This is a genomic window from Streptomyces sp. NPDC107500, assembly GCF_055582785.1.
Map to the genome: position 1 here is coordinate 796,148 of NZ_JBVJPF010000004.1, position 15,684 is coordinate 811,831.

Genomic DNA, 15,684 nt, shown 5'->3' on the forward strand with positions numbered 1-15,684 from the left:
ACGGTCCTCCCGTCTCAGGCGGCGGCATAGCGGTTGGCGGGGCGGGCCAGCCCCAGCAGCCCGCGCAGGGTGTCGGCTTCGTAGGCGGTGCGGAAGGCGCCGCGGCGCTGGAGCTCGGGGACCAGGCGGCGCGTGATGGCGGGCAGGTCGTGTCCGGCGACCGCCGGCCGCAGCCGGAACCCGCTCAGCCCTTGGGCCGCCCACTCCTGCAACAGGTCGGCGAGTTGTCCGGCGGTTCCGGCGAAGATCCGGGCGTCGCCGGTGTACGGCTCTCCGGCGAGGGCGTCGAGGCGGGCGCGACGGTCTTCGGCGGCGGCCTGCTCGTCGTCCAGGAAGACGACCAGGTCGCCGAAGACGTGCAGGACTTCGTCGGCGCGGCCGGCCGCGGACTGCTCGGCGCGGATCTCGGCGACGACGGCGCGGACCTGCTCGCTGTCATGGGGGGTGACGTAGCCGACGTCGCCCTGGCGCGCCACCAGCCGGTACGGGACGCTCTGGTGGGCCAGAGCGGTGACCGGAGGCCGGCCCTGCGGCGGGCGCGGTGTGATCGAGGGGCCCTTGACGCTGAAGTGCCGGCCCTTGAAGTCGATGTGGTGCAGCTTGTCGCGGTCGATGAAACGGCCGGTGGCCGCGTCCCGGATCTCGGCGTCGTCCTCCCAGCTGTCCCACAGGCGCCGCACCACCTCCACGTAGTCGGCGGCCTCGTCGAAGAGGTCGGCCACCAGCTCCCGGGTGTCCGGGTGGTCGTATGCCTCGATGCGCGGGAGGGTACGGCGGCCGAAGTGTGCGGCCTCGTTCGGGCGGGCGGTGATCTGCACGCGCAGGCCGGCACGGCCGGCGCTGACGTGGTCGAGGGTGGCGATCGCCTTGGAGATGTGGAACGGCTCCGTGTGCGTGCAGATCACCGTGGGCACCAGACCTATCCGCCGGGTCACCGGTGCGACGCGGGAGGCGATGAGGACGGCGTCGAGGCGGCCGCGGACCTGGTCGGTACGCTCGTCCGGGTCCAGGAAGTGCGAGGACTGAGGGCCGAGGCCGTCCTCGATGGTCACGAAGTCGAGCAGACCGCGCTCGGCCTCGACGACCAGCTCGGTCCAGTAACCGGCAGTGACCAGGTCGCGCGGGCGGGCCACCGGTTCGCGCCAGGAGGCCGGATGCCAGCCGGTGCCGTCCAGGGCGACGGCAAGGTGCAGGTAAGAAGCGGGTGTCGAGGACACGAGTGGGTGCCTTCCTGGAAGTCCGTGACGAGAACCTGTACGAGGCGGGGCGTGCGGGCGCCCTTCGGCGGCCGGTACACCCCCGGGCCGGCTACTTGTTGGTCCTGGGCAGGCCGGGCGGGTTGATCTCGGACTTGGTCACGGCCTCGTCGGACAGGCCCCAGCGCTCGAGCACCTTCGCGTACGTTCCGTTCTCGATGACGTGGTTGAGGGCGTCGGCGAGCGGCTTGGCCAGGCCGCTGTCCTTCTTGGTGGTGGCCGCGATGAGGCCCTGGAGGGTGGTGCCGGCACCGGAGTAGGTGCCGACGACCTCGGTCCTGCCGGTGGTGGCCGCGTGGTAGGCGGCGGTCGGGTTGGGGCCGAGGTAGAGGTCGATGCGGCCGGACTGGAGGGCGAGGTAGGTGTCGCTGTCGTTCTGGTAGTACTTGATGTCCACCGGCTTGCGGCCGGCCTTCTCGTTCTCCTTGCTCCACTCGATGAGCAGCTTCTCCTGGTTGGTGCCGCTGCTCACGGCGACCGTCCTGCCCGCCACGTCCTCGGGCCCGGTGACCTTCAGCCCGCTGTCCTTCTTCGCCTCGAAGCCCAGGTTGTCCTCGCGGTAGGTGGCGAAGTCGTACTTCTCCTTGCGCTCCTCGGTGACGGTGATGTTGCTGAAGCCGACGTCGTACTTGGCGCTGTCGAGGCCGACGAAGATGTTCTCCCAGGAGACCGCGTTGGTCCGCAGTTCGAGGCCGAGCACGTCGGCGACCAGAGAGGCGATGTCGGGCTCGACGCCGATGACGGTCTTGTTGTCGGTGGCGAAGAAGGTCAGGGGCGCCGCGGAGCCGGAGGAGTCGACGATCTCCAGGGTGCCTCTCTCCCGGATCCTCCGGGGGACCTGGGCGGCTATGGAGTCGACCTTGTCGGTGGTGACGCGGTTCTGGTCCGGACTGGTGTTGATCTTCGTCTTGCCGCCCGACGTGGCCGCGACCTCGGTCGTGCCGCCGTCGTCGGGGTTGCCGCACGCGGCGAGGAAGAGGGCCGCGGCGAGTCCGAGTGCGGCCGCGGTGGTGCGGCGGGCGATCGAGGTGGACATGCTCGTGCTCCTTGCTTGCGGAGAGGGGTGAGGCCGGTCAGAGGACTTTGGCGAGGAAGGCGCGGGTGCGCTCGTGCCGCGGGGCGTCCAGGACTGCCGCGGGCGGGCCCTGCTCCACGACGGCGCCGTCGTCCATGAACACCACGGTGTCGGCGATCTCGCGGGCGAATCCGATCTCGTGGGTCACGATGATCATGGTGGTTCCGGTGCGGGCCAGGTCCTTGATGACGTCGAGGACTTCGCCGACCAGTTCCGGGTCGAGCGCCGAGGTGGGTTCGTCGAAGAGCAGCACCTTCGGTTGGAGGGCGAGCGCGCGGGCGATGGCCACCCGCTGCTGCTGGCCGCCGGAGAGCTGCCGGGGGTAGGCATCCGCCTTGTCGGCGAGGCCCACCCGGTCGAGGAGCCGGCGGGCGGTCTCCTCCGCTGCCCTGCGCGGGCGGCGCAGTGCTGCGACGGGGGCCTCGATCAGGTTGTCCACAACGGTCAGGTGCGGGAAGAGGTTGAAGTTCTGGAAGACGAACCCGATGTGGGTGCGCTGCTTCAGTACGTCCTTCTCCTTCAGCTCGTACAGCTTGCTCCCGGAGCGGCGGTAGCCGATGAGTTCGCCGTCGATGCTGATCCAGCCGCTGTTGACCTTCTCCAGGTGGTTGATGGTGCGCAGCAGCGTGGACTTCCCCGAGCCGGACGGGCCGAGGATCACCGTGACTTCGCCGGCCCGGACCTTCAGGTCGACTCCGCGCAGCACCTCCAGCGGGCCGAAGCTCTTGTGGACGCCGTGGACGTCCACCATCACGTCGTCGACCGCCGGCGTCGCTTCCTCGACGGCGTCCGCCACTTCGCTCATCGGCTCTCTCCCATCGACTTCAGGGGTATGACGGGCTGGTTGCGCTGGGCGGCGGCCGCGCGCAGGGTGCGCAGGAACCGACGGGCACGCTGGAGCGGGGTGGGCGGCGGGGTGCGGTTGGCGCCCCGGGCGTAGCGGCGCTCCACGTAGTACTGCGCGACCGAGAGCAGGGAGGTCAGCACCACGTACCAGGCGGTGGCGACCAGCAGCAGCGGGATCACCCGGCCGTTGCGGCCGTAGACGACCTGAACCTGGTAGAAGAGTTCGCCGATGGACATCACGTAAACCACGGAGGTGCCCTTGAGCAGGCCGATGATCTCGTTGCCGGCGGTGGGCAGGATGGCGCGCATGGCCTGCGGCAGCACGATCCGGCGGATCTGCCGCAGCCGGGGAATGCCCAGCGCGGCCGCCGCCTCCAGCTGCCCGTCGTCGACGGCGATCACGCCGCCGCGCACGATCTCGGCGGCGTAGGCGGCCTGGTGCAGCGTCAGCCCGATGATGGCCGCGCCCATGGTGCCGATGATGCTGTTGCTGTCGACGGACCAGAACACCGGTCCGAAGGGGAGGCCGACGCCCAGCCTCTCGTACAGTGCGCTGAGGTTGAACCAGAACACCAGCTGGACGATCATCGGGATGGACCGGAAGATCCAGATGTAGGTCCAGGCGACGGTCTGGAGCACGGGACTGCGCGACAGCCGCATGAAGGCCAGGACGGTGCCCAGCAGGAAGCCCAGCACGGTGGCGTACGCGGTGAGCTGAAGGGTCACCCACACCGCCCGCACGATGGTCTCGGACAGCACGTAGTCGCTGAAGACACCCCATTCCCAGACCGGATTGGTGGCCAGCCCGTGCACGAACTGGGCGGCCAGCACCGTCACGGCGACGGCAGCCGCCCAACGGGCGTAGTGACGGGCGGAAACGACCTTGAGGGAGGCCGGATCGTGCGGGGCCCCGCGGCCGGTGCCCGGGGTGGCCGCGCCGGGCGGCGCGACGTCGGTGGTGGATGCCATCGTGGTGTTCCTGCTCAACTCTCAGGAGTGCTCGGACGGGTTGATCCGCGCCGTGTCGATCGCGGAGGCGGAGGTCCCCCACTTCTTGAGGATCCGGGCGTACGTGCCGTCTTCGATCAGTTCGTTGACGGCGGCCTGGAAGGCTTTGGTGAGGGGGGAGCCCTTCTTGAAGGCGAAGCCGACGTCGAGCCGGTGGAACTCGCCGAGGAAGGTGGTCCGCGACGCGGGCTGGGCCGCCTGGTAACGCAGGCCGTTGATGGTCGACATGATCACGTCGATGCGGCCCTGCTGGAGCGCGGTGAGGGTCGCCGCGTTCTCCGAGTAGACCTTCACGTCGTACGGCTTCCTGCCCGCCTTGGCGCACACCCCCTTCTGCGCGGTGAGGGTCGCTTCGAAGGTGGTGCCGGCGCCGGTGCCGATGGTCAGCCCGCACAGCTGGGTGAGGTCGGTGACCTTCTTGCCGAGGACGGTGTTGCCCGTCTTCACCGCGAAGCCCTGGCCGTCGTTGACGTAGGTGACGAAGTCGATGGTCTTCAGGCGTTCGGTGGTGACGCCGAAGTTGCCGGTGCCGAAGTCGTACTTGCCGCTGCCCAGGGCGGGCAGGATCGTCTCGAAGGAGGCGTCCTGCCGTTCCAGCCTCGTGCCGAGGACCTTGGCCACCGCGTTGGCGATGTCGATGTCCTGGCCCGCGGGCGGCTTGTCCTGCCCGTTCGGGTAGTACGCCCCGGGGGGAAATCCGACCGAGCTGCCGACCCGCAGCGTGCCCGATTCGCGGACGCCGGCGGGCAGTAGGGCGGCGGCGGAGTCCACCTTGCGTACGGCGGCGACCGGATCGTCGGTCGGCGCGGGGGACTGGGCGCCCGCCGGTGCGGCGCCGGAGGTGCCGGAGCCGCAGGCGGACAGCGCGAGTACGGGCAGCAGGGCGCCGGCCACGACGGCACGCGGGCGGGTCCAGATCGGGCGGGGGTTCACAGGTTGGCTGCCTTTCCCGAGCGTGCTGTGCGTGTTTCGGCCGGCAGATGCTTCTCGAAGGGCAGCGGGCCGATGGATTCCAGGTCCGTCTCGGTGTCGAACAGCGGTGTGTAGCCGCAGGCCAGGTACAGGCCGCGGGCCTCGGGCTGGCGTGGACCGGTGGTCAGGTAGATCCGCCGGTAACCGCGCGCGCCCGCCTCGCCCTCCAGCTCGGCGACGACACGGCGAGCGAGGCCACGCCGCCGGTGGGCCGAGTGGGTCCAGATCCGCTTCAGTTCGGCGGTGGTCGCGTCGTACCGCCGGAAGGCGCCGCCCGCGACGGGCTCGCCGCGCTCCAGCAGCAGGAGCAGCAGGCCGCCGTACGGTCCGGTGAACTCCTCGTCGGGGTAGCGGGAGATCTCGGCGTGGGCGTCCTTGCCGTAGCGCGTGGAGTACTCGTGACCGAGTTCGCGCAGCAGGGGCCTCACTCGCGGGTCCGAGACGGGGACATGAAGCACTGTCACATCCAGTGCGGCACGCCCTGATGGTCGCGCTACGGAGGTCATTCGCCCACCGCCGCAAGGGTCTGCGTCCCGCGTGCCGCCCGCTCTGCGTCGCGCTTGGCGACCTCCTCGCGGACGATCGGAATCACGTGGCGGCCGAAGTCGATGGCGTCGCCCAGCAGGTCGTAGCCGCGGGCGGAGAGGACGTCCACGCCGAGGTCGTAGTAGTCGAGCAGCGCCTGAGCCACGGTCTCGGGAGTGCCGACCAGGGCGTTGGAGTTGCCCGCGCCGCCGGTCGCCGCGGCGGTCGGGGTCCACAGGGCGCGGTCGTAGCGCTCGCCGGCCTCGGCGATGGCGAGCAGCCGCTGCGATCCGGTGTTCTGCGGCCGGGTGTGCCCGTGGTGGCGCCTGGTGATCGCCTCGCCCTTCTCCTTGCGGGCCTTGATCGCGCCGACCGTGCGGTGGGCCTTCTCCCAGGCCAGCTCCTCGGTCGGGGCGATGATCGGACGGAACGCCACCTGTAGGCGCGGCACGTCGGTGCGGCCGGCGGCCTTGGCGGCGGCCTTCACGTTCTCGATCTGCTCGGCGGTCTTCGCGAGGGGCTCGCCCCACAGGCAGTAGATGTCGGCCTCGGCAGCTCCGGCGGCGAGGGCGGCGGGTGACGAGCCGCCGAAAGAGACGTTCGGACGCGGCAGTTGGACGGGGAAGACGTCGCTGACGAAGTCGTGGAAGCGGTAGTGCTCACCCTCGTGGTCGAAGGGTTCGTGGGTGGTCCAGATCCTCTTGACGACGCTGATGTACTCGCGGGTGCGGGCGTAGCGCTCGTCCTTGGTGAGGGTGTCCCCCTCGCGTCCCTGCTCGTGGTCGCTGCCGCCGGTGATGAAGTGCACGGTCAGCCGGCCGTCGCTGATCCGGTCGAGTGTGGCGAAGGTCTTGGCCGCGAAGGTGGGGTAGGAGACGTTGGGCCGGTGGGCGAGCAGGATCTGGAGGCGCTCCAACCTGCTCGCGATGTACGCCGCGGCCGGGGCGGGGTCGGGGGACCCGGAGCCGTAGGCGAACAGCACCCGGTCCCAGCCGTGGTCCTCGTGTGCCCGGGCGAGCCGGATCGTGTACTCCTTGTCGAACGCGGCGCCGGAGCGGGGCGTGGTTTCGGAACCGTCGTTGGTGGCGGCGATGCCGAGGAACTCCACGGGCATGGGCGTGGCCTTTCAGCGATTGCGGCGGCACGCGGGCATGGCGGAATCGCCCTGCGTGCGGGCATGAGTGAACAGACCGTCAGGCGGACGGGTCGATGCAGTCGTGACGACGTCGAGCGTCGGGAGAAGCAGAGCTGCGGCAGCGCGCGTGGAGAGAGAACTCGGCCCGCGACGGGGTCACCGAGGGAGGGAAGGGCCGGTCAGACGGCCCGCTGCCGAGTCAGGCGCAACACGCGGCGGACCACACCCGACCGAAGTCGATGTGATCGCGCGAGACCAAGCGCTGCTGGGCAGTCATGCGACTAATTGAGCAGTACGTCGTGGCGCTCGTCAAGCAGCGCCCGGATGCCGGACCGTCTGACTCGGTGCTGCCCCGGGCGCTGTTGACACACCGACGCCCTGGGCACATACGATCCGCAGTGGATCGGCCGCCCCGCCCGGCGGCCTTCCCGGCCGTGTTGAGGGACGCGGCGAATGTGACGACGCCGAGCCCCGGCCGCACCGCATGCGCGCAGCGCCTGTGCCTCGGCGCTCCTTGCGAGTGCCACCGGGTGGTCACCCACACCCGCGATCCCTCCCCCGGAGAACCCCTCGATGGTCATGCCTTTTGAAGTCACGCCGGCTCCTGCGACGCGACCCGCGAAACCGGCGGGCACGCCTGGCCCCGACCTGCCGCGGATCGTGCCGCGCCGGCACGTCGGCCGGTGGCTGACCGCCGCGGTCGCCCTGCTGCTGTTCACGCTGGTACTCAACTCCGTCGCCCGCAACGACGCCTTCCAGTGGAACGTGGTCGGCCACTACTTCACGACCGCCGCGGTGCTCGACGGACTGCTGCTCTCCCTTTGGCTGACGGCTGTGGTGATGGTCCTCGGCTTCCTGCTCGGCACCGTCCTCGCGGTGATGCGGCTGTCCGCCAACCCCGTGCTGCGCACGCTGGGCTGGGGTTACGTGTGGATCTTCCGGTCCACTCCGCTGCTGGTGCAGCTGCTGTTCTGGTTCAACATCGGCGCCCTGTATCCGACGCTCGGCCTCGGGATCCCGTTCGGCCCGCAGTTCCTCACCCTCGAGACGGTCAACCTGCTCGGTCCCACCCTGACCGCCGTCGTCGGACTGACCCTGCACGAGACGGCCTACGCCGCCGAGGTGGTGCGCGGCGGCATCCTCTCCGTCGAATCCGGCCAGATCGAGGCCGCCCAGGCCCTCGGGCTGAGCAGACGCCGCACCCTGCGCCGGATCGTCGTCCCCCAGGCGATGCGCTCCATCGTGCCCACGGCCGGGAACATGCTGATCGGCACACTCAAGGGCACCAGCATCGTCAGTGTGCTGGCCGTGCACGACCTGCTGTACTCGGTGCAGCTCGTCTACAACCAGACCTACCAGGTCATCCCGCTGCTGATGGTCGCCACCCTCTGGTACATCGCGGTCACCACGGTGCTCGGCGCGGGCCAGTTCTACGTCGAGCGGTACTACGCACGCGGGGGCTCCCGCGCCCTGCCGCCGACACCGCTGCAACGGCTGCGGGGCCACCTGAGTGCCGTGCGCCATCGCCTGAGCGCGGCCACGGCCGTCAAGGCCCGCCCGGCGATCGGCGGTGACCGGTGAGCGGCGCCGCTTCGCCGGCCGTCCTGGTCTTCTTCGGCGCGGAGCGCAGGAGGGGCGGCGGCCCCGGGTTCAGCCCCTGTGCGGGGGCCGAACCCGTTCTCTCAGGCCGGTTCGGCGTTGAGGGCGCGGCCGGCCGGGGTGCGGGTGTGGGTCCAGGCGGGCAGCGCGGTCAGGGCTCCGACGGCCAGGAGGACGCCGAGTGCGGCGGCGAGCAGCCATGTGGTCGGGGGCATGGCCATCTCTGGGCTGACCAGCCAGTACACGAGCAGTCCGCTCGGCATGCCCACCACCAGCCCGGGCAGCGCGGGCAGGAGTTGGGCGGCGCACAGGGCCGTGACCACCTGGCGGGGGGTGGCGCCGAGGGTGCGGGTGATGGCCAGGGCGCGCCGGGCCTGCACGGCGGTGCTCCAGCCGAGGAAGATCGTGTTGAGCGCGGACAGCGCCACCAGGACGAGGGTGACGCCGTGCAGCGCCTGGCTGGTCACGAGGTTGCGTGCCGCGAGGGGGTTGTCGGGTGCGTAGGCGGTACTGGTGTCGGGTGCCGCGTGGAAGGCGAGCACGGCGGTGATCAGGAGGGTGGTGGTCGCCGTACCGATGGCGGTGAGGGCGGCGCGGCCGGGTCGGCGGGCCAGCAGCCGGATGCCGAGCAGGAGGGCGGTGGGCAGGTACGCCGTCATGGCGTTCAGCCGTGGGTGGTGGGTGGACAGATGCGCCGAGTCGGCCAGGGAGTGGACGGTGCTGGAGCGGGCGGCGCGGACGACGGGGCCGAGCGTGCCGGCCAGCGAGACCAGGACGGCGAGGAACACGGCGGCCACGACGGTGTCGGTGGTCGGGCCGCTGACGGTGTTGAGCAACCCGGCGCCGGGATCGGCCAGTTCGGGCGCGGCCAGGGTCCCGGCGGTCAGTCCGAGGGCGGTGGCCACCACCGTCAGCAGCAGGTACTGCGCCAGCAGGACGGCGGCGACGTGGCCGGGGCCCGCGCCGACGGCCTTGAGCAGCCCGGCACGACGGTTGTCACGGGTGGCGCGTACGGCGGCGAGCGCGGCGAGGGTGACGAGGGCGGCCGAGGCGAGCAGCCAGCCGCCGACGACCAGCGCGGGCTGAGCGAACTTGATCATGCTCGCGTCGGTGCGGAGGATGCCCTGCCAGTGGTGGGTGTTGACCCATTCGGGGCCCCTGCGCTCGTCGGTGAAGACGGTTTCCCGCCATGTCAGGGTCGCGGCCGGGTCCTTCAGCTTCAGATGGAACAGGTACACGCCCGACGTGTCACCCGCGGCGGCGCGGGTGTCGGCGGCGGTGAGCCAGATCCTGCCGCCGCCGTAGTCGGACGTCCCGGGCCCCTGGGCCCAGTCGTTCCAGGGATAGACCGGGGTGGCCGCGCTGATCGCGAGGCCCACGACGGGGTAGTCGCGCCCGCTGATCGTGACGCGGTCGCCGACGTGCAGGTCGAGCGTCTGCGCGAAGCCCCGCTCGACCACCGCGCCGCCGGAACGCACCCAGGAACCGGAGGTCACCAGCGGCTGGTCGACCTTGGCCGGTTCGTCACCGCGCGCCTCGATCGCGGAGCGCGCGGTGTGGCCGTTCGTCCGGATCTTGGTCTCGAAGGCGAAGACCGGATCGGCCTGCTCGGCCACCCCGGGGGTCCGCTCCAGCCGTCCGGCCAGGCCGGAGGGGTCCTTGGCCGTCGTGATGGCGACGATGTCGGGGCCCTCGGTGGCCTCGCGCGTCTTCAGGTAGGCCGTGGTGACGGCGTCGTTGGTCGAGAGCCCCAGGGTCAGCGAGGCGATGGCGGCGGTGACGGCGACCACGAACATCACGGACTCACCGGGACGGCGGCGCATGTCGCGCACGGCCAGACGCCAGATCAGCAGCAGGCGTCCCACGGTCAGCCCTCCCAGCTCAGCAGTGCGCCGAACTCGTTGCCGCTGCCACCGCCGCCGCCCAGCTGGGTGTCGCCGGCCAGCCTGCCGTCGCGCAGGGAGACGACGCGGTCCGCCGTGGCGGCCACCCGCTCGTCGTGGGTGACCGTGATCAGGGTCTGCCCGCCGGCGCGCAGTTCGTCGAAGAGCCGCAGGATGTCGTGGGTCGCGGCGCTGTCCAGGTTGCCGGTGGGTTCGTCCGCGAGGACCACCAGCGGCTCGTTGACCAGGGCGCGGGCGATGGCGACCCGCTGCCGCTGGCCACCGGACAGCTCCGAGGGCAGATGCCGGGCCCGGTCCGTGAGCCCGACCCGGTCCAGGAGACCGACGGCGCGGTTCCGGGCGGCGCGCGGCGAGGCGCCGGCCAGCAGCGCGGGCAGCTCGATGTTCTCCGCGGCGGTCAACTCGTCCATCAGGTGGAAGTCCTGGAAGACGAAGCCGACGGCGCGGCGCCGCAGCCTGGCCAGCGCCCGCTCGCCGAGCTCGTCGATACGCCGGCCGCCGAGCCAGACCTCGCCGTCGCTGGGCCGGTCGAGCCCGCCGAGGAGCTGGAGCAGCGTCGACTTGCCGCAGCCGCTGGGTCCGGTCACGGCGAGCGTCTGCCCGGCTGGTACGTCGAGGTCGACGCCGTCGACCGCCCACACCGCGCTCTCGTCCTCACCGTAGACCCGCGTGAGACCGAGGGCCCGCAGTACCGGTGCGCGCACGTCGCCCCCGACGCCGGACCCGTGCCCCACGGGTGCCTGGCCCGGACCGTCGTCCGCGCCCCCGCGCCGTGACCGGCCCCTGGCCCGCCGACCGTCGTTCGTCATCCGAATGATCCGCCTTTCCCACGCGGGGCGCGGATGGACCAGGTCCGCTCGCACGCCTCCAGCCAGCGCAGATCGGCCTGCAACCGGAGCGCGATGCCCTCCAGAAGCAGCCCGGCCTCTGAATCCGTGTCCTCCAGGAGAGCGGCGTGCTGGGCCTCGGCGAGGCTGCGCAGCAACTCTCGCCGCCGTGCCTCGACGAGCGCGACCGGGTCGGCCAGACCCGAGACACCGGCGGCCACCAGCTTCAGATGGAACTCCGCCACGTCCGCTTTGGGCCCTCCGCCCTCGGTCATCCACGCGGCCGCCCGCTCCTGCCCGGCCGCGGTCAGCGCGTACACCTTGCGTCGCGGGCCGCGCACCGGCACGTCCTCACGTTCCTGGACGACCAGTCCGGCCTTCTCCAGCCGGGTGAGCGTGACGTAGATCTGCCCCGCGTTCAGTGTCTCTCCCAACGGTCCGAGCGCCGCCGCCAGCCGCCTGCGCAGGTCGTAGCCGTGCGACGGCTCCTTGACCAGCAGCGCCAGCACCACGTCCTGCACCAGACCGCCCTCCTCAACGACCACCAATAGATAGCGGTTATACAAAGAGGCGTCAAACCAATCCGGTCAACGCCACCGCAGGCGGCCGGCACTCGGGGATGTCGATCCGAAGCCCCGGACGGGGAGCGGAAGGAGAGCGGGTATGGGAGGGAGCGGGCGGGGCGGAGACGGGCCGCGAACAGCCGCCGAGGCGCAACTGGAGTACTACGCCATGCTCCAACGCATGGGCGACACACTCTAGACACGAAAGCCAACAGGTCTCAACAATGGTCTGTACCCCCGTTCGTCGTAACGAGACGGCACCGTGCCCCCGGCGGTGGGAAGGCGCTCATGGTTCACCCGTGGCTCAGTTCTGCTGTCAAACCACCGGCACCGTCCCGACAGTTACGGCTTCGCGCCGCCGGCGCCGACAGAGACACGGTCCTGTCAAGAGCCGACCGTCGCTGACTCTCTCCACGCCTTGCAAGCGTCAAGACGCCCTTCAAGCGTCAAGACAGAGCTGTGTCCTGAGTGATTCCTCCGTGGGAGTGAAGAAACTTGAACCAGGCACGTACCGGACTACTAGACGAAGCGGACAGCGGAACGGCCGGCGATTCGATTCGGGCCACCAACGGGGTGGGGCCGTACGCACCGGGAGTTCAGACGATTCACATCTCCTCCTTACTGCCCGGCGACTCACCGCGTTCGACGGGGCAGAGCGAGGAACACGTCACCCGGCTGGCGGAGTTGGACGAGCCGCTGCCTCCCATCCTGGTCGATCGGCACAGCATGCGGGTGATCGACGGCATGCACCGGCTGCTCGCCACGCTGTTACGGGGGCAGGAGAGGATCGAGGTCGAGTTCTTCGACGGGACCCCCGAGGACGCCTTCCTCCGTGCCGTCACGGCCAATGTGACACACGGTCTCCCCTTGTCTCACGCCGACCGCAAAGTGGCGGCGGCACGCATCATCGCCTCACACCCCCACATGTCCGACCGCGCCATCGCGCGCGCCTCCGGCCTGGGGACGAAGACGGTCGCGGCCATCCGGCGCGATTCGGCCGACCCGTTGACCCAGGTGAGCGCCCGGGTCGGCAGCGACGGCAGGACGCGCCCGCTCAACCGGGCCGAGGGGCGCCTCAGGGCCGCGGAGGTACTGGCCCGGCGTCCGGACGCCTCGCTGCGAGAGGTGGCGCGGATCGCCGGAATCTCACCGGCGACCGTGAGCGACGTACGCAAACGCCTGGCGGTCGGCGAACTGCCCGTGCCCGAGGGATGCGCCACTCCCGGCCGCCGGGAGGACGGAGCGGAAGCGGGCTCGGGAACCGGCGCCGGCCCGGAGCAGGACCTCGGTCACGACGCCGGGCGGAAGCTGCGGCGGCTGGAGCAGGTGGATCCCACACCGGTCCTCAGAAAGCTGCTGCGGGATCCCTCCCTACGCCACAACGAGGACGGCCGGAACCTGCTGCGTCTGTTGCAGCAGAACGCGATGACCATGTCCTCCGAACTGAGCGTCGCCGTACCGGCCCACTGCCGGGAACTCGTCGTGAAGCTGGCCCGGCAGTATGCCGAGGCCTGGTACGAGTTCGCCCGGGAACTGGACGAGCGGACACAGACCAGGACACGCAAACAGGCGTGAACTGAGCCTTGACGCAGCGGACTTCACGCTGAGAGGGGGGCGGCAGCGGGGCCTTCGCCATCGGGGGGCGGACTGATCGACCGGAGTGTCGCACGGGTTGATCAAGAGGTCGCCCGGTGGATGGTCGCCAGCCAGGCGTGGGCCTCGCCGCCGAACCGCGGGGCGATCGCGAAGGTCGTCCCCGCGATGTCGGCCACCGTCCATCCCTCCGCGAAGGCCTCGACCAGTTCCTCCTGCCGTACCCGGCGCGGGCCGAGCGCACCGGCCTGGCGATCACTGAAGCACATCAGATAGCACGTGCCTCCCGGCTCCGTCACCGACGCCAGGCTCTCCACGTAGCGTCGGCGCTCCTCGTCGTCGAGGACGTGGAACATCCCGACGTCGACGACCGTGTCGAAGGACGTCCCGAGGCCGGCGAGGTCGAGCACGTCGCCGACCTCGAAGCGCGCGGACACCCCGCGCTCCCCGGCCTTCCGCCGCGCCCTGCCGATGGCGGTCGCCGAGCAGTCCACGCCCGTGGCGTCAGCGCCCCGGAGAGCCGCCAGCAGTGTGTGGTCCCCTGTGCCGCAGCCCGCGTCGAGCACCCGCCCGGACGACAGCAGACCGGCCTCGGCGAGACGCACCACCGCCGCCTGCGGGCGGCCGACCTCCCACGGCGCGAGTTCCGCCGCACGGTATATCGACTCCCAGTCGGCCGAGCGTGTCGCCATTGCCGTCGCCTCCGTCTGTCGTTCGGCTTCGTCTGTCGTTCGGCTTCGTCTGTCGTCCGGCCTCGTGGGTTGTCCGACGCCCTTCTAGCGGCCGAGGTCTTCCGGGCCGTCGGTGTTCTCCAGGCCCAGCCAGTCGGAGATACCGCGCCAGACCTGCGCCAGCACCTCCGGGCGGGCCATCTCCGTGTGCTTGCAGGGGAGATGGACCTCCGTCACCTGGCCGGCCACGTTCTCCTCCCAGGCCGCCGCGCCGGGGGCGGCGGCCTCCGGCTTGCCTTCACCGGCGGACAGAAGAAGCAGGTCGCCGTCGAAGACGCCCAACTCGTGCTGGCGCAGGAGCCTGGCGGCGTTCTGGAACATGCGCAGGTTGCCGGGCCTGCGGTGCCTCTCCTCACCCTCGAACTCCGCCTCGGACTCCGCCTCGACCTCCGCCTTGTCGCGATCCGGGCCGGGCGCGGCCTCCCTCGCTTCGTCGCCGGACCGCTGTTCGTCCTGCTTCGGTGGCACCGCGTCCAGGGAGACCAGCGCCCCGACCTCTTGGCCGGCCGCCCGTAGCTGTACCGCGATCTCGTGGGCGATGATGCCACCGAACGACCAGCCGAGCAGGTGGTACGGGCCGGTCGCCTGTACCGACCGCATGTACCGGATGTAGTCCGCCGCCATCTCCTTGACCGAGCCCGCCGGGTCGCCGGTTTCCCGGACGCCCCGGGCCTGGAGCCCGTAGAGCGGATACTCCTCCGGCACGTACTGGGACAGCGGCATGTAGCACCAGCTGAGTCCACCGGCCGGGTGTACGCAGAAGAACGGCGGCTTGCTTCCGCCGGGCCGGATGGGGAGGAGCACGTCCAGTTCGTTGCCCGCGTAGGGCAGGTCGAGGCGGGTGACGAGGCCGGCGGGGGTCGGGGCCTCGAACACGGCGCGGACCGAGAGGTTGAAGCCACGCAGGCGCAGTCGTTGGACCAGCGCCACGGCCAGGAGTGAGTGTCCGCCGAGGTCGAAGAAGTTGTCGTCGACGTTGACGCGTTCGACACCGAGGACTTCGGCGAAGGCCTCGCACATGGCGTCTTCCGCGGCTGTCGCGGGGGCGCGTCCGGTGTCGGCTGTGGCGTTTTCGGGGGTGGGGAGTGCGGCTCGGTCGAGTTTGCCGTTGATGGTCAGGGGGAGTTCGGGCAGGGCGACGAAGGCTGCGGGGATCATGTAGGCGGGCAGGAGGGCGGCGGTGTGGGCTCGCAGGTCGGCGGTCAGGGTTGTGGTGTCGGGGACGGTGGTGTCGTGCCGGCTGGGGACGGTGGCGTCGTGCCGGCTGGGGTCGATGGTTGCTGTGGCCGGGTCGGTGGTGGTGGTTTCGGGGACGATGTAGGCGGTCAGTCGGGTGTCTCCGGGAGTGTCCTCACGGGCGACGACCGCGGCCTGGGCCACCCCGGGATGCGCGGTCAGCACCCCGGCGATCTCACCCGGCTCGATCCGGTGCCCGCGCACCTTCACCTGATCATCCGCCCGCCCCGCGAACACCAGCCGGCCCTCCGCCGTCCACCGCGCCAAGTCCCCCGTCCGATACATCCGCTCACCCGCACCCCCGAACGGACACGCCACGAACCGCTCCCCCGTCAACCCAGACCGCCGCAGATACCCACGCGCCAGACCATCACCCGCCACATACAACTCACCCACCACCCCCGGCGGCACCGG

The 15,684-nt window shown here is 70.9% G+C and carries 14 protein-coding genes; 2 read left to right on the forward strand and 12 right to left on the reverse strand.

Features of this window, described 5'->3' with window-relative positions; genetic code table 11:
* Positions 1 to 14: 14 nt before the first annotated feature.
* The 7 genes from ACZ67M_RS20180 to ACZ67M_RS20210 form a co-directional block, all read right to left on the reverse strand.
* Entirely contained in the window at positions 15 to 1,217 is a 1,203-nt protein-coding gene (locus ACZ67M_RS20180) for an LLM class flavin-dependent oxidoreductase (RefSeq protein ID WP_469852019.1), read from the reverse strand.
* A gap of 91 nt (positions 1,218 to 1,308) precedes the next feature.
* Positions 1,309 to 2,292, reverse strand: a complete 984-nt coding sequence (locus tag ACZ67M_RS20185) for an ABC transporter substrate-binding protein (RefSeq protein WP_469852020.1) — start codon at positions 2,290 to 2,292, stop codon at positions 1,309 to 1,311.
* A gap of 37 nt (positions 2,293 to 2,329) precedes the next feature.
* Positions 2,330 to 3,136 (reverse strand): amino acid ABC transporter ATP-binding protein, encoded by an 807-nt coding sequence (locus tag ACZ67M_RS20190; RefSeq protein ID WP_392016805.1) that lies wholly within the window; start codon positions 3,134 to 3,136, stop codon positions 2,330 to 2,332.
* A complete protein-coding gene (locus ACZ67M_RS20195; RefSeq protein WP_469852022.1) occupies positions 3,133 to 4,146 on the reverse strand; it encodes an amino acid ABC transporter permease in 1,014 nt (337 codons plus the stop codon). Before ACZ67M_RS20195 ends, ACZ67M_RS20190 begins: the two co-directional genes overlap by 4 nt.
* Positions 4,147 to 4,167: 21 nt before the next feature.
* The gene (locus tag ACZ67M_RS20200; protein ID WP_469852023.1) at positions 4,168 to 5,118 is read right to left on the reverse strand and encodes an ABC transporter substrate-binding protein; all 951 of its coding nucleotides are present in this window, start codon (positions 5,116 to 5,118) and stop codon (positions 4,168 to 4,170) included.
* On the reverse strand, positions 5,115 to 5,663 hold the full coding sequence (locus ACZ67M_RS20205) for a GNAT family N-acetyltransferase (protein ID WP_469852025.1): 549 nt from the start codon (positions 5,661 to 5,663) through the stop codon (positions 5,115 to 5,117). Before ACZ67M_RS20205 ends, ACZ67M_RS20200 begins: the two co-directional genes overlap by 4 nt.
* On the reverse strand, positions 5,660 to 6,796 hold the full coding sequence (locus ACZ67M_RS20210) for an LLM class flavin-dependent oxidoreductase (protein ID WP_469852027.1): 1,137 nt from the start codon (positions 6,794 to 6,796) through the stop codon (positions 5,660 to 5,662). The genes ACZ67M_RS20205 and ACZ67M_RS20210 overlap by 4 nt, the downstream gene beginning before the upstream one ends.
* 594 nt (positions 6,797 to 7,390) lie before the next feature.
* On the opposite strand from ACZ67M_RS20210, the gene ACZ67M_RS20215 reads away from it, so the two are divergent.
* Positions 7,391 to 8,398 carry an amino acid ABC transporter permease gene (locus tag ACZ67M_RS20215; protein WP_469852028.1) on the forward strand — a complete coding sequence of 336 codons (1,008 nt, stop codon included), beginning with the start codon at positions 7,391 to 7,393 and terminating at the stop codon, positions 8,396 to 8,398.
* A 101-nt stretch (positions 8,399 to 8,499) separates the two neighbouring features.
* Here the strand turns inward: ACZ67M_RS20215 and ACZ67M_RS20220 are convergent, their stop codons facing one another.
* Genes ACZ67M_RS20220 through ACZ67M_RS20230 form a run of 3 tightly spaced genes read right to left on the reverse strand, consistent with a single transcriptional unit; the run spans position 8,500 to position 11,668 of the window.
* Positions 8,500 to 10,281 (reverse strand): ABC transporter permease, encoded by a 1,782-nt coding sequence (locus ACZ67M_RS20220; protein WP_392239849.1) that lies wholly within the window; start codon positions 10,279 to 10,281, stop codon positions 8,500 to 8,502.
* Between the two features lie 2 nt (positions 10,282 to 10,283).
* Positions 10,284 to 11,129, reverse strand: a complete 846-nt coding sequence (locus tag ACZ67M_RS20225) for an ABC transporter ATP-binding protein (RefSeq protein WP_361358894.1) — start codon at positions 11,127 to 11,129, stop codon at positions 10,284 to 10,286.
* Positions 11,126 to 11,668, reverse strand: coding sequence for a PadR family transcriptional regulator (locus tag ACZ67M_RS20230; protein ID WP_392016786.1), 543 nt, complete (start codon positions 11,666 to 11,668; stop codon positions 11,126 to 11,128). The genes ACZ67M_RS20225 and ACZ67M_RS20230 overlap by 4 nt, the downstream gene beginning before the upstream one ends.
* A 537-nt stretch (positions 11,669 to 12,205) precedes the next feature.
* Between ACZ67M_RS20230 and ACZ67M_RS20235 the strand changes: the two genes are divergently transcribed.
* On the forward strand, positions 12,206 to 13,285 hold the full coding sequence (locus ACZ67M_RS20235; RefSeq protein ID WP_469852031.1) for a transcriptional regulator: 1,080 nt from the start codon (positions 12,206 to 12,208) through the stop codon (positions 13,283 to 13,285).
* Positions 13,286 to 13,386: 101 nt separating this feature from the next.
* On the opposite strand, the gene ACZ67M_RS20240 is transcribed toward ACZ67M_RS20235, so the two are convergent.
* Positions 13,387 to 13,995, reverse strand: a complete 609-nt coding sequence (locus ACZ67M_RS20240) for a class I SAM-dependent methyltransferase (protein WP_469852033.1) — start codon at positions 13,993 to 13,995, stop codon at positions 13,387 to 13,389.
* A gap of 84 nt (positions 13,996 to 14,079) precedes the next feature.
* Positions 14,080 to 15,684, reverse strand: a 1,605-nt coding sequence (locus tag ACZ67M_RS20245; RefSeq protein ID WP_469852035.1) for an alpha/beta fold hydrolase, incomplete at its 5' end; no start/stop codon positions are given.